The sequence below is a fragment of the Microbacterium sp. 1154 genome, from assembly GCF_031455375.1.
Classification (GTDB): domain Bacteria; phylum Actinomycetota; class Actinomycetes; order Actinomycetales; family Microbacteriaceae; genus Microbacterium.
This window is the reverse complement of the sequence record NZ_JAVDSN010000001.1, coordinates 1,212,368-1,231,400: the sequence shown is the minus strand read 5'-3', so window position 1 is coordinate 1,231,400 and position 19,033 is coordinate 1,212,368. Positions and strand designations below refer to the sequence as shown.

Sequence of the window (19,033 nt, the reverse complement as noted above, 5' to 3'; positions counted from 1 at the left end):
GCTCCCCTCCGAGCGGGCGCCGGTCACCGCCTCGGCCGACGTCGCGACCCGGCGACCTCGACCCGCGGGGCCTCGGCTCGCGGAACGGCGGGGTTCCCGGCATCCGCCGCCCTATCCGGCACCCCGGCGCGGCGCAACCTCCGTCACCATGTCGGAGGCCCCCGCTAGCGTGTGGGCATGGGCCTGTTCTCTCGTCATCCCGCGCCGCGCGACGCCGTCACCACCGTCGCCGAGGCGGTCCAGACACCGCCGAAGAGTCTCTGGGCCGATGGGTTCGGGCGCCTCGCCGTTCGCGCAGTGCAGATCATCGTCGTGGTGGTCCTGGTCGCCGGGCTGATCTGGGGCATTCAGCAGGTGACGCTCGTCATCATCCCCCTGATCCTGGCGCTCATCTTCGCCTCGGCGTTCGGCCCGGTGACCATGTGGATGCGGCGCAAGGGCGTGCCGGCGGTGCTCGCGACGTTGCTGACGCTGCTGGCTGTCGTCGTGGTGCTGAGCGCCCTGGGCTGGCTCGTGGTGAACGCGGTCATCGACCAGTGGCCGTACCTCAGTTCGCAGGCGCAAAAGGGCTTCGAGCAGGCGCAGGACTGGTACCACACACTCCCCTTCGCCATCTCGCCCGACCAGGTCAACCAGGCCGTGCAAGGCATTCAGGACTTCGTGACGAGCTCGCAGTTCGGCACCGGGGCCCTCGCCGGCGTCAGTGCGATCGCCTCGTTCGTGACGGGTTTCGTGCTGATGGTCGTCATCCTGTTCTTCTTCCTCAAAGACGGACCCCGCATGTGGGAGTTCGTGCTCCGCCCCTTCCACGGCCGCGACTACGACCGCGCGCGCCGCATCGGCGACAAGACGGTGACCGTCCTCGGCTCGTACGTCCGCGGTACCGCTTCGGTCGCGGCCGTCGACGCGATCGGTATCGGTATCGGTCTCGCGATCCTGCAGGTCCCCCTCGCTCTTCCGTTGGCCGTTCTCGTCTTCCTGCTCGCGTTCATCCCGATCGTGGGTGCGGTGACCGCCGGAATCCTGGCCGCACTCGTCGCCCTCGTGACCAACGGCTGGGTCGTCGCCCTGATCGTGGTCGGCATCGTCGTGCTCGTGAACCAGCTCGAGGGCAACTTCCTGCAGCCCGTGCTCATGGGCCGCTCGATGAAGCTGCACTCCTTCGTCGTGCTGGTCGTGCTGGCCGGCGGTACCGCGATCGGCGGCATCCTCGGCACCCTGCTGGCGGTCCCGCTGACCGCCGTCGTGTGGGGCATCATCACCGTCTGGAACGGCGACGACAAGCCCGCGGAGTGGGCGCGACGCAAGAAGCGCCGCAACCCCGTACCGCTGGCCGGGGGCGAGAGTACGGACTGACCCATGGGCTACGACATCCCCGCGCCGATGCTGGCGAAGTCGGTGCCCCAGGTACCCGAGCACGCCAAGGTCGACGGCGGGTTCAGCTACGAACCCAAGTGGGACGGGTTCCGCGCCCTCGTGTCGTGGGACGGCACCGACGTCGAGATCGGCAGCCGCGGTGCGAAGCCGCTGACCCGGTACTTCCCCGAGTTGGTCGCGGCCTTCGCCGAGATCCTGCCCGAGCCGTGCCTCATCGACGGTGAGGTCGTGGTCGCCCGCGGCGCCGCGGGCGGCCAGCGTCTCGATTGGGAAGCCCTGTCGCAGCGCATCCACCCCGCGGCCTCGCGCGTGACCATGCTGTCCCAAGAGACGCCGGCGATGTTCATCGCCTTCGACCTGCTCGCGCGCGGCGACCGCGACCTGCAGAACGAGCCGTTCTCGGAGCGCCGGGCGCAGCTCGAAGACCTGCTGGGCTCGGTGCCGCACCCGGTCCACGTCACCCGCACCACCGACGACCCCGACCTCGCGCGGCGATGGCTCGCGGAGTTCGAGGGCGCAGGCCTCGACGGCGTGATCGCCAAGCCCCTGGCGCAGCCGTACGCACCGAACAAGCGCACGATGTTCAAGATCAAGCACGCCCGCACCGCGGATGTGGTCGCCCTCGGCTACCGCATCCACAAGTCGGGCGTGGGTGTCGGGTCGCTACTCGTCGGCCTCTACGACGACGAGGGCCGCCTGCACGGCGTCGGCGGCGTCTCCGCCTGGACGGACAAACGCCGCACAGAGCTGATCGACGAACTCGCGCCGCTGGTGGAACGCGACGAAGACGGCGAGGCCGTGGTCGGCGAAACCGATCGCTCGCGCTTCTCGGCCTCGAAGGACGTGTCGTTCGTGCGGCTGCGCCCCGAGCTCGTGCTCGAGGTGCGTTACGACCAGCTCGAGGGGATGCGCTTCCGCCATACGGTGCAGTTCGACCGCTGGCGCCCCGACCGCGACGCTCGCTCCTGCACTTTCGCGCAGCTCGAGACGGTGACGTCGTACGACCTGGGCGACGTGCTGGACTGAGCCGGGCGGGATTTGCACGCCCAGGCCGTGACCGGCTGGCGCACTTACATTTTCGCGCGCTCGCGGGACGCGCGCTCGCGGGACGCGCGCTCAACGTCCGCGTGCTGGACGAGCGCGCGCTCAGCGGCGTCGCGCTCGGCGGCCGTGCGCTCGGCGACCGCGCGCTCGGTGCCCAGGCGCTCCGGCACCAGAACAGGAAACGTCACGAGAACAGGCCGAAACCCGCGCAATCACCCTGTTCTCGACGCATCCCCCTGTTCTCGTGACACCGCCAAGGCCCGGTGCCGCGCCGGCCGACCTCACGGACGGGGTGACGAAAGTCAGACCGCGGCCGTCCCCAGCCGCCACCTCTCCGTCACGAAAACAGGAAACGTCACGAGAACAGGCCGAAACCCGCGCAATCGCCCTGTTCTCGACGCATCCCCTGTTCTCACGACGCCGTCGGCGGGCACCCACCCGCGATCCGACGCTCAGCCCATCGCCACGGCATCCATCTCCCGCTCCGCCCGCCGCGCGATCACGACGACCCCGGCAGCCGCCGCGGCGAACATCGCCGCGAGGATCGCCCACCCGCCCGTGCCGAGATCGATCGCCGTGAGCGTCACCACCGCGGGGGCGATCATCGCGCCGACCGCGTATCCGGTGCCGTAGACGCCCTGGTAGCTGCCCATGCGCTCCTGCGGGGCGAGGTCGAAGCTGAGGCTCCATCCCGCGGCGCTCGAGGTGATCTCGGCGAGGGAGTGCACGACCGCCGCGGCCAGCAGCACCACGATCACCGCGGCCACCGGACCCCCTCCCTCGCCCCCGATCCATCCGGCGCCCGCCCACAGCGCGCACGCCGCGACCATGAGCCACCCGGCCCTGCTCATCGCGCGTCCTGCCCCGGCGAAGGTCCCGGTGCCGCGGCTCATCCGCACCTGCAGCAGGACCACGACGACCGTGTTGACCAGCAGCAGCGGGCTCACCACGACGTCGGGCGCGATCGTGTGGGCGACGACCCACAGCGGCACACCAATCTCGAACACACCGAACTGGATGCCGAACACCCCCATGAGAGCCGTCAACCACAAGAAGCGTGGGTCCCGATAGGGGCTACGACCGACGACGGCGGGGGCATCCGGCGCGGGTTCGGCGACGGAGAGGTCGACGCGGGCAGGATCGAGCCCCGCGACGAGCACGGCGGACACGAGGAAGAACGAGCCCGCGATCGTCATGGTCAGGTGGAAAGCGAACGGGGTGCCGAGGGCGAGCGGGATCGCCGCGACCGCGGTGCCGACCCCGATGCCGACGTTGGTCACGGTGCGCATGGCCGCGCGGATGCGTACGCGGTCGTCTCCGCGGAACGCCCGTCCGACGACGGCGGAGCGGACGCTCCCGCCTCCCTGCTGAGCGAGCAGGACGAGAGAGGCGACGATCACGAGCGAGGGCAGGTCGCGGACGAAGAGGTACCCGATGAGCGCCGCGCCCTGCACGACGTGCAGCACGATCAGCATCATCCGCGCGCTGAAGCGGTCCGAGAGGTGACCGAAGGTGAGCGAGCTGGCGACGCCCACCGCCCCGGCGATGGTCAGGCCGATGCCGACGGTCACCGGTTCGAGCCCCACGATGATCGTCAGATACAGCGTCGTCAGCGTGAAGAAGGCGCCGCGACCGAGGGTGTCGACCAGGGTGATCGTGAGCAGGCGGCGCAGGGTCTTGTCCGTCTGCACGAGGGTTCTCAGGGGGACGGTGGGGATCGTGCTGGTCACGGCTCCATTGATCCAGTCGACGGCGAGGCGTTCAATCGATGTAGCGTGGAGCTTCATGATCCGGTACGAATTGGAGGCCGCCGACATCTCGGCGATCCGCTTCGGCATCTCCCCGCTGTCGGAGCTGGGGCTCGGACTGCGCGCCCTGTACCAGCCCGAGGGGTACCCGCTGCAGGCGCCGTGGCTGCGTCAGATCGCGGACGTCCGCCCGCTCCTCGATCTCGACGTGCTGCTCGCCCTCATCAACGACCGCAAGTGGACGGCCGACTTCGTCAACCCACGACCCGCCTCCCCGCTCACCTCGTTCGACGACGAACTGGCCAAGCTCGGCCGCATCTCGCGGGCGCGCTTGCACACCGATCTGGAACGCGTGCACGGAGAGGTGCCGGCGGTCTTCCGCGGGCGCCATGACCTGGTTGTCGCTCGCCTGCAGCGCGCGCTCGCGACGGCGTGGGACCTCTGCTTCGCCCCGCACTGGGCGCGCATGAGCGCGGTGCTGCGGTCCGACATCGCCTACCGCGGGCGCATTGCCGCGCAAGCGGGCATGGACACCGTCTTGAACGGCCTGTCGGATGCCGCGCGCTATGACGGACGCCACCTCGACGTGCGGCTGTGGAACCCCGAGATTCGCCGCCGACCGGTCCTCGGCGAGGGTCTCACCCTCGTCCCGTCGATCTTCACCGTCCGCGTCTCGACGCCCATCGACGACGACCTTCCGCCCACGGTGATGTACCCCGCGCGCGGGCAGGGGGCGATGTGGTCCACCAGCGCCGAGCCCGCTCCCGACGCCGTCGTCGACCTGCTCGGTCGCACGCGGGCGACACTGCTCGCGGCGCTGGGGGAGCCGGCATCCTCCACCGATCTGGCTCTTCAGCTCGGAGTCTCGACGTCGGCGATCAATCAGCACCTGCGGGTGATGGAGCGTGCGGGGCTGCTCAACCGCACCCGGTACGGGCGCGCGGTGCTCTATTACCGCAGCGCCGCGGGCGACGCACTGAACCCCTAAGCGCCCGGCGTCTTCGCCCGCGACGGCTGCACGCGCGGCGGCTCCCCCGGCATCTTCGGAAACTCGGGCGGGAACGGCAACTCCCCCAACCCGTTGTCGAGATCGCGCTGCCACCACTCGAGGAGCGTGTCGATGCGTCCCGGCTTATCGCTGAAGCCCGCCCACGGATCGCCGACGGATGCCAACCGCTCGGGGATCGAGCGCACGGTGAAGGCGAGCGGGTCGAGGTCGTCGAGCTCGTCCCACGACACCGGAGTCGACACGGTCGCGGTCGGCAGCGCCCGGGGCGAGTAGGCGCCCGCCATCGTGCGGTCGCGGTTGGCCTGGTTGAAGTCGACGAAGATCCGCTCGCCGCGTTCTTCCTTCCACCAGCTGGTGGTCACGGCATCCGGCATCCGTCGCTCCAGCTCGCGCGCCGCGGCGATCACCGCGTGCCGGACGTCGAGGAACTCGTGCGTCGGCTCGATCGGGCAGAAGACGTGCAGGCCACGGTTGCCGCTGGTCTTGATCCACGCCTCGAGACCCGCCTCGCGCAGCACCGTACGCAGCTCGCGCGCCGCCGTCACCGCCTCGGCGATACCCGTGCCCGGCTGGGGGTCGAGATCGATGCGCAACTCGATCGGGTGGTCCGCATCGCTCGCGAGCGAGGCCCACGGGTGGAACACGATCGTGTTCATCTGCGCCGCCCACACCGCCGACGCGATCTCGCCCAGGAAGAGCTGCGGATGCCGACGCCCGCTGTTGTACGTCACGGTCACGGCCTCGACGAAGTCCGGCGCCCCCTTCGGCGGGTTCTTCGAGAAGAAGGCCTCGCCACCCACGCCCTCGGGGAAACGTTCGAGCGACACCGGCCGATGCCCGTTCGCGGCGATGAAGGGATCGGCGACGGCGATGAGGTACTCGGCGAGCTCGCGCTTGGTGATACCCACCTCGGGCCACAGCACGCGATCGGGGTTGGAGATGCCCACCTCGCGAGCACCCTCGGGGCCCGGCACGGTCAGCGTGATGCGGGGGGATGCCATGTGCCGACGCTAGTGGGCGAGCGGCGCTCGTGTCGCCCCGTTGCGCGGCGGGGCGGGAGTCGTGATCGCGTCCGCCCCGCTGCGGTGCGGGGGCGGCGTCCGTCGCGTCGCGGCACGTGGCCCCGGGGCACTGGGTGCGCAGTCCCGCCCCGCTCTGGGGCAAGCAATGTGGCCCCGGGGCACTGGGTGCGCAGGCCCGCCCCGCTCTGCGGCGGTCAACGTGGCCCCGGGGCGCTGGATGTGACCCCGGGGCCACCTGCGAGCGGAGCGGGCGCCGCCCCGCTGTCCAGCCCGAGTCCTGGCATCCGGCCGCCCTTTACGCTCGAACCATGACCACCGCAGCCGCTCGGACCGCCCTCGACATCGCCGACTGGCGCCGCCGCGTCTTCGCCCTGTACGACGCGGTGCGCGAAGCCGACGACCCCGAAGACGCGCACGAGTTGTGGCGCATCGAGCGCGACGCGCTTTTCGCCGACCACCCGGCCACTCCCCTGCTCCCGGAGCAGCGCGAGGGTTTCGTCGGGCTGCCGCTCGCGCCGTACGACGCGGCATGGCGCTTCGAGGTTCCCCTGCTCGATGCCGACGAGGCCTCGTTCGTCGCCACGACCGGCACCGACGGCGAGGTCGGCTTCGAGCGCATCGGTCGCGTCGAGCTGCCCGACACCGGGTCTCTCGACGTCTGGCGGCTGACCTCGTACGGGGGCGGGTTGTTCGTCCCGGTTCGGGATGCCGCGGCCGGCCGCCCCGGCGGCACGTACGGCGGCGGGCGCTATCTGCTCGACACGATCAAGGGTGCCGACCTCGGTCGGGGTGCCGCCCCCGACACCCTGGTCATCGACTTCAACTTCGCGTACAACCCCTCGTGCGCGTACGACCCGATGTGGGCCTGCCCGCTGGCCCCCGCCGGCAATGTCCTCCCGGTCGCGGTGCCGGTCGGCGAGCTGTACGGGGTCTGACACCGACACGGCGGGCCGCCCCGAGAGGGAGTGGCCCGCCGTGTCGACGAATCACGCGGTGGGCTCGGTGCCCTCTTCCGCGAGGGCGATGACGGGCGCGAGGTCGTCGCGGTCGATACGCATCCACGGGCCCGCGGGATCGACCAGGATGCCGGTGAGCCCGGCGTCACCGGCCAGCGCCTTCGCGAGCTGTGTGCGCTGAATGGGCAGCGGCTGGTCGCCGCGTCCGAGGGCGAGGAGCTCGAGCGGGTGCGAGAACACCTCGAGGAAGCGCTCGCCCGTGGCCGACCGCGACTCGGCGACACCGATCGGGCCGCCTTCCTCAGAGCGGTTGACCCCGATCCACAGGGGCGCCTCGGCGACGATGGCCTCGACGATCGTGGATGCCGTGGAGTCATCGCGCGTCTCGCACAGGGCGGTCTTGATGCGCAGCTCGGGGTCGACCTCGGCGACCATGCGCTCGAGCAGGGCCTTGGGCAGCACGGCGCGGTTGGGCTGGGACGCGGGGTCGAGGATGAGCCCCGCAAAGGGACCGGAGAGCACGTGACGCAGAAGCGCCATGACGGGCTGACCCATCGCAGAGGTGTCGCGGTCGCCGTCGGCCTCGACACTGGCGCGCAGGGCCATGCCACCGCTGTAAGCGAGGACGAGCTGTTCGTCTCCGTTGTTGGCGACGGCGAGCGGAAGCTCCTTGCCCTCGGCGAGGAGCGCGCGAGCGTCACCCTTCACGCGGAGGAAGACATGCCCCTGCAGAAGCTGGCGCGCGATGTTGAGCAACTGCGTCGGCTCGGGCTGCCCCTCGATCTCGGCGAGAGCGTTACCGAGCAGGACGTTGTCGCGCAGTCCCGGCACCGTCTCGGGGGCCTCGGGGGCCTCCATCGCTCCCGGCTGACGCGCCGAGGGACGTGCCGCCACGGGAGGAGCCGACGACGGATCGGGCGCGTCCGGATCGGCACCCACACCGCGGAACGACGACATCGAGATGCCCACGGTCGGGGCCGCCTCGGCCGGAACCTCCGCGGCAGGAGCGGCGTCGCTCGGGCCGGCGGGATCGACGGGCTGTTCGCCCGGCTCGATCGTGGTGTCGGGCCGGTCGACCGATGCGTCGTCGGAGTCGGACTTCTTGCGGCGCGAGAAGAGAGCCATTCGGCCAGCCTATCCGGGCGGTCCCGGGGCCGGGGGCCGTGGGGAAGGGCCTCCCGCGCGGGTTCCCGTCGATTCGGGGCGGCGGGGCCTCCCGCGCGCGGCCCCGGTTCGGGGCGCGTTCCGCACTTTGGGGCGGGGAATGCTCCGCCCCAAACGGCAGAACCCGCCCCAAACAAGCAGGGCGGGGCGCCGCGGGCAGAGGGACTCGGGGCGCAGCGGGCGGGGCGCCCCGGGTGGACCCCCGCGGGCGGCCCCCGGTTCGGGGCGCGATCCGCACCTTGGGGCGGGGAATGCTCCGCCCCAAACGGCAGAACGCGCACCAAACAAGCAGGGCGGGGCGCCGCGGGCGGGGGCGCCCCGGGTGGACCCCCGCGCGCGGGCCCCGGTTCGGGGCGCGATCCGCGCATTGGGGCGGGGAATGCTCCGCCCCAAACGGCAGAACGCGCCCCAAACCGGCAGGGCGCCACCGGCCGAGAACCCGCGCCTCGCCGGCGACGACCCCTACAGCTTGGTGATCGGCGCGATCTTGACCAGCAGCTTCTTCGGTCCGACGGTGTCGAAGCGCACGTGCGCCACTCGCTTTGCGCCCTCGCCCGTCACGGCGTCGACGCGGCCCTCGCCGAAGTCGTCGTGGCGGATGCGGTCGCCCGACGTGAGTTCGAGGTCGCCGTTGTCACGGACCTTCGCCGGAATGCGGTTCGGGAACTTGCTCGGATCGGCCGGAGCGCGCTTGGGCAGCGGCACGAGGTCGTCGCCGTAGCGGTTGCCCCCGCTGCCGGGCTGGCCGGGACGACGTCCGCGAGCGTTGAGCGCGCGGGACTGCGAACCCCCGCGACCGTTCACGTCGCCGGGTGACTGCCTCCAGTCGATGAGGTCGGCCGGGATCTCTTGCAGGAACCGGCTCGGCATCGCGACCGTGACCTCGCCGAACTGCGCGCGGGTCATCGCGAGCGAAAGGTGCAGGCGCTTGCGGGCGCGGGTGATCCCCACGTAGAAGAGCCGGCGTTCCTCCTGCGGTCCGCCCGGTTCGTTCGCCGAGATGCGGTGCGGCAGCAGGTCTTCCTCGACGCCCGTGAGGAACACCGCGTCGTACTCGAGGCCCTTGGCCGTGTGCAAGGTCATGAGCGACACCGAACCCGACGCGTCGTCGAGATCGTCGGCATCCGCCACGAGGGTGACCTCGGTGAGGAAGTCGATGATCGTGCCCTCGGGGTTGTTGCGCGCGAACTCGCGCGTCACGGCGACGAGCTCGTCGAGGTTCTCGAGGCGCGCCTCGTCTTGCGGGTCTTTGCTCGCGCGCAGGGCGTCGAAGTAGCCGCTCTTGTTCAGCAGCAGTGTCAGACCCTCGGTGACCGAGGTGGAGGGAGCGAGCTCTCCGGATGCCGGGAGCATGATCGCCGTGGCCTCGGTCAGCACCGCGTCGAGCTGATCGATGGCCTTCTGCAGCTTCGGGCCGACGCCGATCTGGGCCGAGTTGGCCAGGGCGTCGCGGAAGGTGATGCCGTGCTCGGCGGCGTAGCGGGCGATGGCCGTCTCAGTGACATCGCCGATGCCGCGGCGCGGACGGTTGAGGATGCGGCGCAGGGCCATCGAGTCCGCCGGGTTGGCCACGGCGACGAGGTACGCGAGCGCGTCTTTGATCTCGGCGCGCTCGTAGAACTTGGTGCCGCCCATAATCTTGTAGGGCACCGCGGAGCGGATGAAGATCTCTTCGAGCGCGCGCGACTGCGAGTTGGTGCGGTAGAACACGGCGACGCCCGAGTAGTCGACGCCCTTCTTGTGCAGCGCTTCGATCTCGTCGGCGACGAACTGCGCCTCGTCGTGCTGCGAGTACCCGGTGAAGCCGATGATCGGATCGCCCGCGCCGACGTCGGTCCACAGCTTCTTGTCTTTGCGGTCGAAGTTGTTCGAGATCACCGCGTTGGCCGCCGACAGGATGTTCTGCGTCGAGCGGTAATTCTGCTCGAGCAGGACGACCTTGGCACCCGGATAGTCGCGCTCGAACTCGCTGATGTTGCGGATGTCGGCGCCGCGGAACGCGTAGATCGACTGGTCGGAGTCACCGACGACCGTGAGCGACGCCGCATCTTCGCCCGCGGGCTCGGCGTCGAAGATCATCATGCCGCCCGACGAGAACGGCTCGGCGTCGGACCCCGGAGGCCGGGTGAGCTCGTGGATGAGCGCGTACTGCGCGTGGTTGGTGTCTTGATACTCGTCGACCAGAATGTGCCGGAATCGCTTGCGGTACCGATCGGCCACCTGCGGGAAGGCCCGGAACAGGTACACGGTCTGCGCGATGAGGTCGTCGAAGTCGAAGGCGTTGGCGCGCTGCAGCTCGCGCTGGTACGAGCCGAAGATCTCGACGAACACCCGCTCGGCCGGGTCGCTCATGTTGGCGGACCGCGCGTAGGATTCGGCATCCGCCAGCTCGTTCTTGAGCTTCGAGATGCGGCTCTGGGTGCCGGCGGGGGTGAGACCGAACGAGTCGCCCTCGTGCTCTTTGACGAGACGCTTGATGAGGGCACGCGAGTCGCCGGAGTCGTAGATGGTGAACGACTTGGTGAAGCCGAACTGCTCGGCCTCGCGGCGGAGGATACGCACGCACGCCGAGTGGAACGTCGAGATCCACATGCCGTCGGCCTTCTGACCGATGAGCTGGTGCACGCGCTCGCGCATCTCGCCCGCGGCCTTGTTCGTGAAGGTGATGGCGAGGATCTGGCTGGGATACGCCTCGCGGGTGCGCAGCAGGGAGGCGATGCGGCGCGTGAGCACGCTGGTCTTGCCCGAACCGGCGCCCGCGACGATGAGCAGAGCCGGGCCGCGATAGGTCACGGCCTCGCGCTGCGGGCCGTTCAACCCCTCGAGAAGGTCGGCGTCGGGTCGGGCCGACGACGGCACAGGGCCATCGAAGATGAGGGGCGTGGAGGCGTCGGTCATGGCGGGGTCAAGTCTAGGCGGGGCCTCCGACATCGGCCCCGTCGCTGATCAGACCCGGGGTCGCGCTTCGTCTGTTCGTGGCCCCGGGGCCACCGAGCACGCCCCGGGACCACGCACAACGCCCCGACACGACCGGATGACCGCCTCGCGACCCGAACCCGCCGCGCCACCGTGGCCCCGGAGCCACCGAGCACGCCCCGGGGCCACCGAGCACGCCCCGGGGCCACGCACAACGCCCCGACACGACCGGACCGCCGACCCCGGCACCCCACCCGGGCACCCGCAGACGCCTCAGCCGCGCGCTTCGCCCGCCGCTCCCGACGACAGCAGCGACTGCGCGCGGGAGAAGTGCTCGGCATCCACCGTCACATCCCACCGCTCGGCCTCGAAGCCCTGCACCGACGAGAAGTCGCGGCGGCCGCCCGTGAACGCGTGCCCGGCGAAGCCGAAGACGGCGCCCCAGACGGCTCCGAGCACGAGGCCCAGCAAGACGAACCCGAGGAAGCCGTTGACGCTGAGCAGACCGATCAGCACGCCGATCATCAAACCGAACCAGGCCCCCGACGCGGCTCCGAGCCCGGCTGCGCGGCCGCGTGTCATCCGGCCGGTCACCTGCTCGACGATGCGCACACCGGTTCCGACGATCGCGGTGTGCTCGACGGGGAAGCCGGCGTCCGACAACCGGTCGACGGCTGCTTGCGCCCCGGTGTAGTCGCTGAAGCTCGACAGGACGCGGCGTTCGGGTGTGGCACGGGTGATGTCGGACATGGCGGATCCCTTCCCTCGGTGCCCTCACGGTAACGTCGCCTCCGCACGGCAGGCAGGCGGTTGCGCGCCGAGGCGGCCCGGGTTAGAGCCGCGAGTCACCCTCGGATGCCGTTCAGCCGACGCCCCCATGATGGACGCATGCGCCTGATCCTCAACGTCCTCTGGCTCGTCCTCTCGGGCTTCTGGCTCTTCCTCGGCTACCTCGCCGCGGGGATCGTGCTGTGCATCCTGATCATCACGATTCCCTGGGGTATCGCGTCGTTCCGCATCGGCCTGTACGCCCTGTGGCCGTTCGGGCGGGAGATCGTCGCCAAGCGATCCGCCGGCGTCGGCTCGTTCCTCGGCAACGTCGTCTGGGTGATCCTCGCGGGATGGTGGCTGGCCCTCGGCCACATCGTCACCGGGCTGATGCTGTGCGTCACGATCATCGGCATCCCGCTGGGGATCGCGAACTTCAAGCTGGTCCCGGTGTCGCTCATGCCGCTGGGCAAAGAGGTGCGCGAGATCGGTCGCGGCGGCCCGTTCGACCAGACCCTGGGACGCTGACGGTCAGCGCGCGGAGCGCGAGTACACGCGGTTCGGCAGAGCGAGCAGGATGCCGATCACCAGAGCGACCCCGCCGATCACGGCCGTGGTCGTCATGATCTCGAGCGGGAACGCCCCGTCGCGCGCGGCGGTGAAGCGAGCGAGGTCCCAGGGCAGCACTCCGATCTGCTCGTTCCACGAGCGCAGGGCGTCGCCCGCCCCCATGACCGCGATGGTCGCGGCGGGCAGGGCGTAGCCGGCACCCATACCGGCGAGGGCGACGCCCGCGGCACGGCGGCGTCCAAGCTGCGCCGATAGCGACCAGCCGGCCACGACGAAGACCCAGGCTACGAGGGCGAAAGCGACCGCCAGGTAGAGGACGCGCACCCACGACTGCTCCCAGATCGCCGTCCAGATGCCCTCAGGCCCCGACAACGACACGGCAAACAGCGCGACCACGCACCGCAGTACGAGAGCCCCGCCCACGGCGGCGATGATCGGCCAGGGCGAGCGGCGTCCGAGCAGCAGGCGCACGGCGGCGGCGAACACGAGCCACCCGGCGACGGCGAGGAGCATTCCCCACAGCCCGTCTCGCGGCGTCTGCACGACCCGCGTCGTCACGAGCAGCACGCCCGGCACGAGGATCATGAGCCAGCGATCGAGCGGAAGAAGACCCAGGCTCGACTCCCGCGACCGCCACGGCCGGGTCGAGGCGATCCAGGTCGCGCGGGCGGCGGCGGCACCGGGGCGGCGGACGAGACGCGTGCGCGCGGCGATCGCGCCGATCAGCAGCCAGACCGCACCGCCGGCGAGCAGCACGCGCGCGACCCATTCCGCCGTCGGGTCGACCGTCACCTGCTCACGGGCGAACGGATCGACCAGCACCGCGAGAACCGTGCCGACGGCAAGGAGGATGGCGGCGATGCTGAGGGCCAGGATGCCTCGCCCCGCCGTCGTCGCCATGCACCTACGTTACCCGCCTGCCTCGGTGCTCCCGACCGGCCAGCGGCGAGCACCGGGGCGGCGCGTTCGCGCGGGCACCGGGGTGCCGGCATCCGTCCCGCTCGAGCATCGCCGTCAAGCGGAATTCTCCGCCGACACGCCGTCCCCCAGCCACGGCGACCGGCGCGTCCCGCCCCGACTCCGCCGGACGGTCCCGGATGCCGGGAACCCGCCGTCCCGATCGGACTCAGGCCCTGTCGTGCAGGGTGACGTGGTAGCCGTCGGGTCCGCTCCGCGACTGATCGACCGCCCTCCGGTTCGGATTGTGTAACAATCCATCCATGCTTCCCGCCCTCGCGATCCTCGCCGCGGCGCTGTGCTTCTCCACCACGGGCACGGCGCAGGCCCTCGCGAGCGTCGACGCCTCGCCCCTCGCGGTCGGAGCCGCGCGAATCGTGGTGGGAGGCGGCATCCTGGGCCTTCTCGCCCTGGCGCAACGGTCGCCCGCGCGCGTGCGGAGCGGCTCGCGAGCGTCGACGTCGGCGCTCATCGCCGTCGGAGCGATCGGCGTGCTCGCCTATCAACCCCTGTTCTTCCTCGGCACGCGCGAGAACGGCGTCGCGATCGGCACGGTCGTCGCGCTCGGTTCGGCGCCCATCGCGACCGGGATCGTGGATGCCGTCCGCCTGCGCCGCGCCCCGTCACCGCGGTGGATGCTCGCGACCGCCATCGCCCTGCTCGGGGTCGTTCTCGTCTCGGGCGTGACCGGCGGCGCGACCGCGCTCGCCCCGACGGGCCTGCTCGCCTCGGCGGGGGCGGGAATGTCATACGCCCTCTATACGGTGTGCGGCAAGGCGCTGATCGAGAGGGGGTGGACCTCCACGCGCGTGATGGGGGCGGTGTTCGGGGTCGCCGCCGTCGCGAGCCTCCCGGTGCTTCTGCTCGCCGGAACGTCGTGGCTGCTCACCCCGAACGGCCTCGCGCTCGCGCTGTGGCTCGGAGTGGTCACGACGGCCATCGCCTACCTGCTGTTCGGATGGGGTTTGGCGCGGCTGAGCGCCGTCACCGTGTCGACCCTGACGCTCGCCGAGCCCCTCGCCGCCACCGTGCTCGGCCTGTTCGTGCTGCGCGAGCAGCTCACACTCGTCAGCGGAATCGGCCTGGCCCTCATCGCGGTGGGTCTCGCCGTGGTGTCGGCTCCGTCTCGCCGGACTGAGGAGGTCCCGGATGCCACGACTCGCGCGTAACGGCAGCGAAGACGCCGCGGCGGGGAGCATCGGTACACCCCCGCACCGCTCCGCGAGCCCCGCCCCTGGCCCGCGCACCGCCGACGCGGTCGCCGACGCCGTGCGCGCCGGGATCCTGTCGGGTGAGCTCGCGCCCGGCACCCCACTGCGCGAAGAGGAGCTCAGCGCGGCTCACGGCGTCTCGCGACACACCGCGCGCACCGCTCTCGCGACGCTCACGGCCGAGCGTCTCGCCACCGCGGAGCCGTACCGCGGGGTCCGCGTCTCGCTGCTCGACGACGACGCCCTGATCGCTCTGCAGCAGCTGCGCTGCGCGCTCGAGACCGAGGCCCTGCGGATCGTCCGCGAGCGCGGCATCCGTCCCCCCGGTGTCGACGCAGCCCTCGACGACCTGGCCGCGGCCGAGGCCGCCCGCGACTGGCCCGCCACGCTCGATGCCCACGCGCGCGTGCACCTCGCGCTCGTGGACGCCTCCGGGTCTCCGCGCATCGCCGAGGAGTACCGCCGCCTCGAGGGCGAGATGCGGCTGCTCCTCACCCACGTGCGACCGGCCTACGCACCCGGGGCACTGACGCAGGAGCACCGCGCGTACGTCGATCACGCACTGCGGGACCCGGAGCGGGTCGTCCGCGCGCACCTCGAGCACTCGACGCGGGCGATCATCGACGGGCGCCGTCGCTGACGAGCCGGGCACACGCCACACGGCGACACATCGCGTCACGCCGCGCAACGGCCCTTCGCCTCTGCCGCACCCCCGGTTTAGCGTGGGGACACATCGCGGCGATCCGGGCGGTCCCGGGCCTCGGCTCATAACCGAAGGCGTGGCGGGTTCGACTCCCGCCGTCGCGTCAAATTCTGTCGGTAAGCACCGCCCTCGCACCGCGCCATTTCCTATTGGACCATCCAGAAAATCGAACCGAAGTGTCAATTTACTTCATTACGGGCGCGCAAGAATAGATTCCTAGTGACCCGATGCAGGTTGGCCACGCGCGCGTTGCGGCGCTCTGATCTGTACTCGCCCAGCCAGGTCTTGAAAAGGCCGGGGTCATCGAGTTCGAATAATCTCACAGTTCGCGCCGCGATGTCCGAATACGTTCGAACTAACCTCGGCGGGGCGCCCCCACTATAGCCACCGGCGAAGTGAGCCGACGCGGGCCTATGGAGGTAGGGATGAAAAAAGCTAAACGAGCACGCGCGGTAATTAGTCCCAACCATGCGAAATACCGGGTCTTCATTTTTCTTGATTTTGCTATTGCACTCATGGCAGGCGAGGAGCAAATTCAGCGGCTCGTAAGTCCAATGTTCGTAGAGACCGCCGCTCGCCTTAGGTACGAAATGGTCCACCGAAGTTGATCGCCTCGTGGAACGACCGACGCGCAGCAAACAGAATGCGCACCTCGCATCCTGGTTATCAATTGCCCATGCCAAAAATTTGGTCCGGAATCGAACACACGAAAGTGCTCCAGAGTCCCAGGACCTATAATTCCCGTCGCGAGTAAGCAACTCAGCAGGTGGCACCCGCAGACGTGCGGGTGGCTCACTAAAATTCTTCAACTGTCAGCCCACCTAAAAACTCCTCAGCTTGCGCAAGGATTTCATTCAGCGCGGTGGTATCGGGGCCAGAAATCTTCAGCAATCTACGAAGAGCGGCCTCAACCTCACTCAGATCGCTTGGCATCTCCTGCCTAGAGACAGCCTCCGTGAGAGTGAGCAGATCCTCATCAACGAGAATGTTTCCCGTGACTCGCGCATTGAAAACACGGTAAAGAATATTTTCTGGCGACCTACCGAAGAAGGGGTCACCAAACTGTTCGAAGTTCCCCCACGAGTGTCCTGGGACCAGGACGTCTGAGCCGTCGGCGACAATGTGCGGCGAATGACTTGCTAAGAAGATGTGGCACTGCAGATCTTTCGGGAATGAGCGACGCAATAACGGGATTATTTGCGCCTGCCAACTGGGGTGTAGCGCCACCTCCGGCTCATCAATTAGCACTATCGATCCTCGGTTGACGAAGGCAGCAACCCGAGCGACCAGAGAAAGCAAAAGCAGCTGCCCACTACTCATCTGTCGGTCAGCCACCTCCACACTTCCCACCCTCGCTGAGATTTTAATTTCGAACAACCCAGAACGTTTCGCAGCTCTGAGCATGGCGTGGAGGTCCACTCTGTGCATTTCGGCAAGTTGGGCTAACTTTTGTGCGACCGGATGCCCTTCCACGACATCTCGAGTAGAGCTCAACACAAGGGCTTGCCTGAGTTCAGAAAGCCGAGCGAACAAATCCGAAGCATCGAATTCTTCGAAATGCGCGTGTCGCTTCATCTCATTTTCGAGCGAACGCTGGAACACTTCAACACCCCGGCCGCCGCGCTTAACGGGAAGGATGGTCATCGACAAGTCAGTCAATCCGATGACCTGACATGCGTTCACAACCGCCCGCGCCCGCCAATCCTCCAAGGAACAGATCATTACCGCTTGAGCAGTCAGATCAGGCAATGACCCCGTTGTCACGCTGTTACTGGATTGACGCAGTCCCAAGTATCGATAATCTCGCACGCTATAGCCCGCGAACGGGAATGAGTCAGTCACCAAACTCGATAGGGCGAGGACACAGCCGTCCCCTTCGGTTCGAATGGCCCGATGCTCATCCAATACCTCCTCGGCCACAGCCTTCAGGAGCTGACTCTTTCCGCTGGCATTCGGGCCGATGATGATAGTGAATCTGTTCTCCGCAACCTCGCTACGCGGGTCAAGATTGAATCTGATACCGTCCCGCTCGAATGCAGTAATCTCTGTCATTTTCCCCCCTGTGCAATCTACCCGAGCCGTGACCGTCGCCGCTAGTCAGATCGTGTCGAAAATGACAGATGAATCTTCAAGAGGCGTCCATCCCCGAGCGTTGGAAGTCGCGCATTCCGGTCAACCGAGTCTCGATTGCAATCGGCCGGACTGCCGGAATAGCGGAGCATCTATTGCTGCGTGTACCCTGCACGACCAGACTAACTTCCACCAAACCCTCACGAACGAGCCTCTTGGAGCGCCAATGCGATAGCTTGGGACAGTGATCGACACCGCCCGGTGCTTCATATGGGGCAGCCTAATCTTCGACCACCGCGTGACTCCTGCGAGACTGGAAGCATGACCTCCCCCGCGCCCCAGGACGTGCCCATCGGCAGTGAGGGCATCCGCCTCGGCCCGTTCATGAAGTTCGCCGGCATCCTCGACTCCGGCGGAGACGTGAAAGAGGCGATCATCGACGGCTACGTCGAGGTCAACGGCGAGGTCGACCGCCGACGCGGGCGCCAGCTGCAGGTGGGCGATGTCGTGACGTTCGAGGGGCGCTCCTTCCGCGTGCACGCCTGACCCCGACGCAATGCGAGAGGCCCGCCACCCCGGAGGGAGAAGCGGGCCTCGAGACATCCTGAGCTCGTGACACAGGATGCCGCTCGAGCTCAGTGCTCGTCGTAGTGATCGGCGTGCAGCGCGTGACGGTGGCCGTCGTGCACGTAGTCGGCGTGGTCGTCGTGCTCGACCTTCTCGTGACCGCAGTCATCGCCGTGACGGTGCTCGTCGACGCCGTGCTCTGCCTTCGACTCGTGCTCGTCGTAGTGGTCGCCGTGCAGCGCGTGGTGGTGGGTGCCGTGCACGTAGTCGACGTGGTCGCCGTGCTCGATCTTCTGGTGGCCGCAGTCGTCGCCGTGCGCGTGCTCCTCGACGGAGTGCTCGGCGTGGGTCTCAGCAGTGCTCATTCTTCGTTCCCCTGGTCGGTCGGTTCGGTGACGTGGGCGATCGCGTCGAGCACGACGTGAGCGACGTGCTGGTCGGCCAGGGCGTAGCGGATCTCTTTGCCCTCGCGTTCCGAGCTGACGAGCCCCGACTGCCGCAGGGTCCGCAGGTGCTGCGACACCAGCGGCTGCGAGAGTCCGGCGCGCTCTGCGAGCGCACCGACGGTGAGCGGTTCGCGACTCAGCAGCCAGACGAGCGCCAGTCGCGACTCGTTGCCGAGAACCTTGAACAGCTCGGCGGCCTCGTCGAGCCCCGCGATCGTGTCCACGTCAGCTAGAACACCACACACATGCACGAATTGCAATTTGTTCACCTATTCGGGAACGGTTCTCGTTTCCGTTATCGCCGAGGCTCGGCCGTCACCCCTGGCGACCCTTGAACCGCGGATTGAGCTTGTTGATGACGAACACCTTGCCGCGCCGACGCACGACCTGCGCGCCGGGCTGCTTCTTGAGGGACTTGATCGACGCTCGGACCTTCATGGCATCCTCCTTGTTGATAAGCATTATCAATAACAAGCTAGAGTGTCCCCGTTCCCCTGACAAATGA

General features: G+C 68.8%; 19 protein-coding genes and 1 tRNA gene. 9 read left to right on the top strand and 11 right to left on the bottom strand.

From position 1 onward, the window contains the following. Positions 1–177 precede the first annotated feature (177 nt). Positions 178–1,356 carry an AI-2E family transporter gene (locus tag J2X55_RS05740; RefSeq protein WP_309822317.1) on the top strand — a complete coding sequence of 393 codons (1,179 nt, stop codon included), beginning with the start codon at positions 178–180 and terminating at the stop codon, positions 1,354–1,356. 3 nt (positions 1,357–1,359) lie between these two features. Continuing rightward, positions 1,360–2,403, top strand: a complete 1,044-nt coding sequence (locus J2X55_RS05735; RefSeq protein WP_309822313.1) for an ATP-dependent DNA ligase — start codon at positions 1,360–1,362, stop codon at positions 2,401–2,403. Positions 2,404–2,447: 44 nt separating this feature from the next. Here J2X55_RS05735 and J2X55_RS05730 read toward each other — a convergent pair whose 3' ends face one another. Together J2X55_RS05730 and J2X55_RS05725 are read right to left on the bottom strand one after the other, a co-directional pair. Beyond that, the gene (locus J2X55_RS05730) at positions 2,448–2,591 is read right to left on the bottom strand and encodes a hypothetical protein (RefSeq protein WP_309822312.1); all 144 of its coding nucleotides are present in this window, start codon (positions 2,589–2,591) and stop codon (positions 2,448–2,450) included. A gap of 282 nt (positions 2,592–2,873) precedes the next feature. Then, positions 2,874–4,151: an MFS transporter gene (locus J2X55_RS05725; protein WP_309822310.1), complete on the bottom strand. Its 1,278-nt coding sequence runs from the start codon at positions 4,149–4,151 to the stop codon at positions 2,874–2,876. Positions 4,152–4,206: 55 nt separating this feature from the next. Here J2X55_RS05725 and J2X55_RS05720 point away from each other — a divergent pair, with 55 nt between their 5' ends. Further along, a complete protein-coding gene (locus J2X55_RS05720; RefSeq protein WP_309822309.1) occupies positions 4,207–5,157 on the top strand; it encodes a helix-turn-helix domain-containing protein in 951 nt (316 codons plus the stop codon). On the opposite strand, the gene ligD is transcribed toward J2X55_RS05720, so the two are convergent. Then, the gene (ligD, locus tag J2X55_RS05715) at positions 5,154–6,179 is read right to left on the bottom strand and encodes a non-homologous end-joining DNA ligase (protein WP_309822308.1); all 1,026 of its coding nucleotides are present in this window, start codon (positions 6,177–6,179) and stop codon (positions 5,154–5,156) included. The genes J2X55_RS05720 and ligD overlap by 4 nt on opposite strands. 329 nt (positions 6,180–6,508) lie before the next feature. Between ligD and J2X55_RS05710 the strand changes: the two genes are divergently transcribed. Beyond that, complete coding sequence (locus J2X55_RS05710; RefSeq protein WP_103206678.1) at positions 6,509–7,135, top strand: DUF1684 domain-containing protein; 627 nt, start codon at positions 6,509–6,511, stop codon at positions 7,133–7,135. 51 nt (positions 7,136–7,186) lie between these two features. Here the strand turns inward: J2X55_RS05710 and J2X55_RS05705 are convergent, their stop codons facing one another. The 3 genes from J2X55_RS05705 to J2X55_RS05695 all read right to left on the bottom strand — a co-directional run bounded on the left by J2X55_RS05705 (position 7,187) and on the right by J2X55_RS05695 (position 11,986). Continuing rightward, positions 7,187–8,281 carry an SseB family protein gene (locus J2X55_RS05705; protein WP_309822305.1) on the bottom strand — a complete coding sequence of 365 codons (1,095 nt, stop codon included), beginning with the start codon at positions 8,279–8,281 and terminating at the stop codon, positions 7,187–7,189. Between the two features lie 501 nt (positions 8,282–8,782). After that, the gene (locus J2X55_RS05700; protein ID WP_115915828.1) at positions 8,783–11,218 is read right to left on the bottom strand and encodes a UvrD-helicase domain-containing protein; all 2,436 of its coding nucleotides are present in this window, start codon (positions 11,216–11,218) and stop codon (positions 8,783–8,785) included. Positions 11,219–11,509: 291 nt separating this feature from the next. Next, positions 11,510–11,986: a general stress protein gene (locus J2X55_RS05695; protein WP_181906347.1), complete on the bottom strand. Its 477-nt coding sequence runs from the start codon at positions 11,984–11,986 to the stop codon at positions 11,510–11,512. Between the two features lie 138 nt (positions 11,987–12,124). Here J2X55_RS05695 and J2X55_RS05690 point away from each other — a divergent pair, with 138 nt between their 5' ends. Beyond that, positions 12,125–12,532: a YccF domain-containing protein gene (locus J2X55_RS05690; RefSeq protein ID WP_309822302.1), complete on the top strand. Its 408-nt coding sequence runs from the start codon at positions 12,125–12,127 to the stop codon at positions 12,530–12,532. Between the two features lie 3 nt (positions 12,533–12,535). On the opposite strand, the gene J2X55_RS05685 is transcribed toward J2X55_RS05690, so the two are convergent. Next, positions 12,536–13,474, bottom strand: a complete 939-nt coding sequence (locus J2X55_RS05685; protein ID WP_309822300.1) for a hypothetical protein — start codon at positions 13,472–13,474, stop codon at positions 12,536–12,538. 320 nt (positions 13,475–13,794) lie between these two features. On the opposite strand from J2X55_RS05685, the gene J2X55_RS05680 reads away from it, so the two are divergent. The 3 genes from J2X55_RS05680 to J2X55_RS05670 all read left to right on the top strand — a co-directional run bounded on the left by J2X55_RS05680 (position 13,795) and on the right by J2X55_RS05670 (position 15,549). Next, the gene (locus J2X55_RS05680; RefSeq protein WP_309822298.1) at positions 13,795–14,700 is read left to right on the top strand and encodes an EamA family transporter; all 906 of its coding nucleotides are present in this window, start codon (positions 13,795–13,797) and stop codon (positions 14,698–14,700) included. Next, positions 14,681–15,382, top strand: coding sequence for a GntR family transcriptional regulator (locus J2X55_RS05675; RefSeq protein WP_309822297.1), 702 nt, complete (start codon positions 14,681–14,683; stop codon positions 15,380–15,382). The genes J2X55_RS05680 and J2X55_RS05675 overlap by 20 nt, the downstream gene beginning before the upstream one ends. 94 nt (positions 15,383–15,476) lie before the next feature. Next, positions 15,477–15,549: transfer RNA gene (locus tag J2X55_RS05670), tRNA-Met, on the top strand. Between the two features lie 691 nt (positions 15,550–16,240). Here J2X55_RS05670 and J2X55_RS05665 read toward each other — a convergent pair. Next, on the bottom strand, positions 16,241–17,497 hold the full coding sequence (locus tag J2X55_RS05665) for an AAA family ATPase (protein ID WP_309822295.1): 1,257 nt from the start codon (positions 17,495–17,497) through the stop codon (positions 16,241–16,243). A 339-nt stretch (positions 17,498–17,836) separates the two neighbouring features. On the opposite strand from J2X55_RS05665, the gene J2X55_RS05660 reads away from it, so the two are divergent. Next, positions 17,837–18,061, top strand: a complete 225-nt coding sequence (locus J2X55_RS05660) for an RNA-binding S4 domain-containing protein (RefSeq protein ID WP_103206691.1) — start codon at positions 17,837–17,839, stop codon at positions 18,059–18,061. An 89-nt stretch (positions 18,062–18,150) separates the two neighbouring features. Here J2X55_RS05660 and J2X55_RS05655 read toward each other — a convergent pair whose 3' ends face one another. The 3 genes from J2X55_RS05655 to ykgO all read right to left on the bottom strand — a co-directional run bounded on the left by J2X55_RS05655 (position 18,151) and on the right by ykgO (position 18,966). Then, a complete protein-coding gene (locus J2X55_RS05655) occupies positions 18,151–18,447 on the bottom strand; it encodes a hypothetical protein (protein ID WP_115915838.1) in 297 nt (98 codons plus the stop codon). After that, positions 18,444–18,752 carry a helix-turn-helix transcriptional regulator gene (locus J2X55_RS05650; protein WP_115915839.1) on the bottom strand — a complete coding sequence of 103 codons (309 nt, stop codon included), beginning with the start codon at positions 18,750–18,752 and terminating at the stop codon, positions 18,444–18,446. Before J2X55_RS05650 ends, J2X55_RS05655 begins: the two co-directional genes overlap by 4 nt. 91 nt (positions 18,753–18,843) lie before the next feature. Beyond that, positions 18,844–18,966, bottom strand: a complete 123-nt coding sequence (gene ykgO, locus J2X55_RS05645) for a type B 50S ribosomal protein L36 (RefSeq protein ID WP_056226526.1) — start codon at positions 18,964–18,966, stop codon at positions 18,844–18,846. Positions 18,967–19,033: the final 67 nt, after the last annotated feature.

Excerpts from the sequence above, each read along its gene's own strand:
- ykgO (WP_056226526.1), bottom strand. The coding sequence starts at position 18,966 with ATGAAGGTCCGAGCGTCGATCAAGTCCCTCAAGAAGCAGCCCGGCGCG.
- J2X55_RS05720 (WP_309822309.1), top strand. The coding sequence starts at position 4,207 with ATGATCCGGTACGAATTGGAGGCCGCCGACATCTCGGCGATCCGCTTC.
- J2X55_RS05735 (WP_309822313.1), top strand. The coding sequence starts at position 1,360 with ATGGGCTACGACATCCCCGCGCCGATGCTGGCGAAGTCGGTGCCCCAG.
- J2X55_RS05680 (WP_309822298.1), top strand. The coding sequence starts at position 13,795 with ATGCTTCCCGCCCTCGCGATCCTCGCCGCGGCGCTGTGCTTCTCCACC.
- J2X55_RS05685 (WP_309822300.1), bottom strand. The coding sequence starts at position 13,474 with ATGGCGACGACGGCGGGGCGAGGCATCCTGGCCCTCAGCATCGCCGCC.
- J2X55_RS05665 (WP_309822295.1), bottom strand. The coding sequence starts at position 17,497 with ATGACAGAGATTACTGCATTCGAGCGGGACGGTATCAGATTCAATCTT.
- J2X55_RS05705 (WP_309822305.1), bottom strand. The coding sequence starts at position 8,281 with ATGGCTCTCTTCTCGCGCCGCAAGAAGTCCGACTCCGACGACGCATCG.
- J2X55_RS05700 (WP_115915828.1), bottom strand. The coding sequence starts at position 11,218 with ATGACCGACGCCTCCACGCCCCTCATCTTCGATGGCCCTGTGCCGTCG.
- J2X55_RS05690 (WP_309822302.1), top strand. The coding sequence starts at position 12,125 with ATGCGCCTGATCCTCAACGTCCTCTGGCTCGTCCTCTCGGGCTTCTGG.
- J2X55_RS05655 (WP_115915838.1), bottom strand. The coding sequence starts at position 18,447 with ATGAGCACTGCTGAGACCCACGCCGAGCACTCCGTCGAGGAGCACGCG.
- J2X55_RS05660 (WP_103206691.1), top strand. The coding sequence starts at position 17,837 with ATGACCTCCCCCGCGCCCCAGGACGTGCCCATCGGCAGTGAGGGCATC.
- J2X55_RS05710 (WP_103206678.1), top strand. The coding sequence starts at position 6,509 with ATGACCACCGCAGCCGCTCGGACCGCCCTCGACATCGCCGACTGGCGC.
- J2X55_RS05695 (WP_181906347.1), bottom strand. The coding sequence starts at position 11,986 with ATGTCCGACATCACCCGTGCCACACCCGAACGCCGCGTCCTGTCGAGC.
- J2X55_RS05740 (WP_309822317.1), top strand. The coding sequence starts at position 178 with ATGGGCCTGTTCTCTCGTCATCCCGCGCCGCGCGACGCCGTCACCACC.
- ligD (WP_309822308.1), bottom strand. The coding sequence starts at position 6,179 with ATGGCATCCCCCCGCATCACGCTGACCGTGCCGGGCCCCGAGGGTGCT.
- J2X55_RS05675 (WP_309822297.1), top strand. The coding sequence starts at position 14,681 with ATGCCACGACTCGCGCGTAACGGCAGCGAAGACGCCGCGGCGGGGAGC.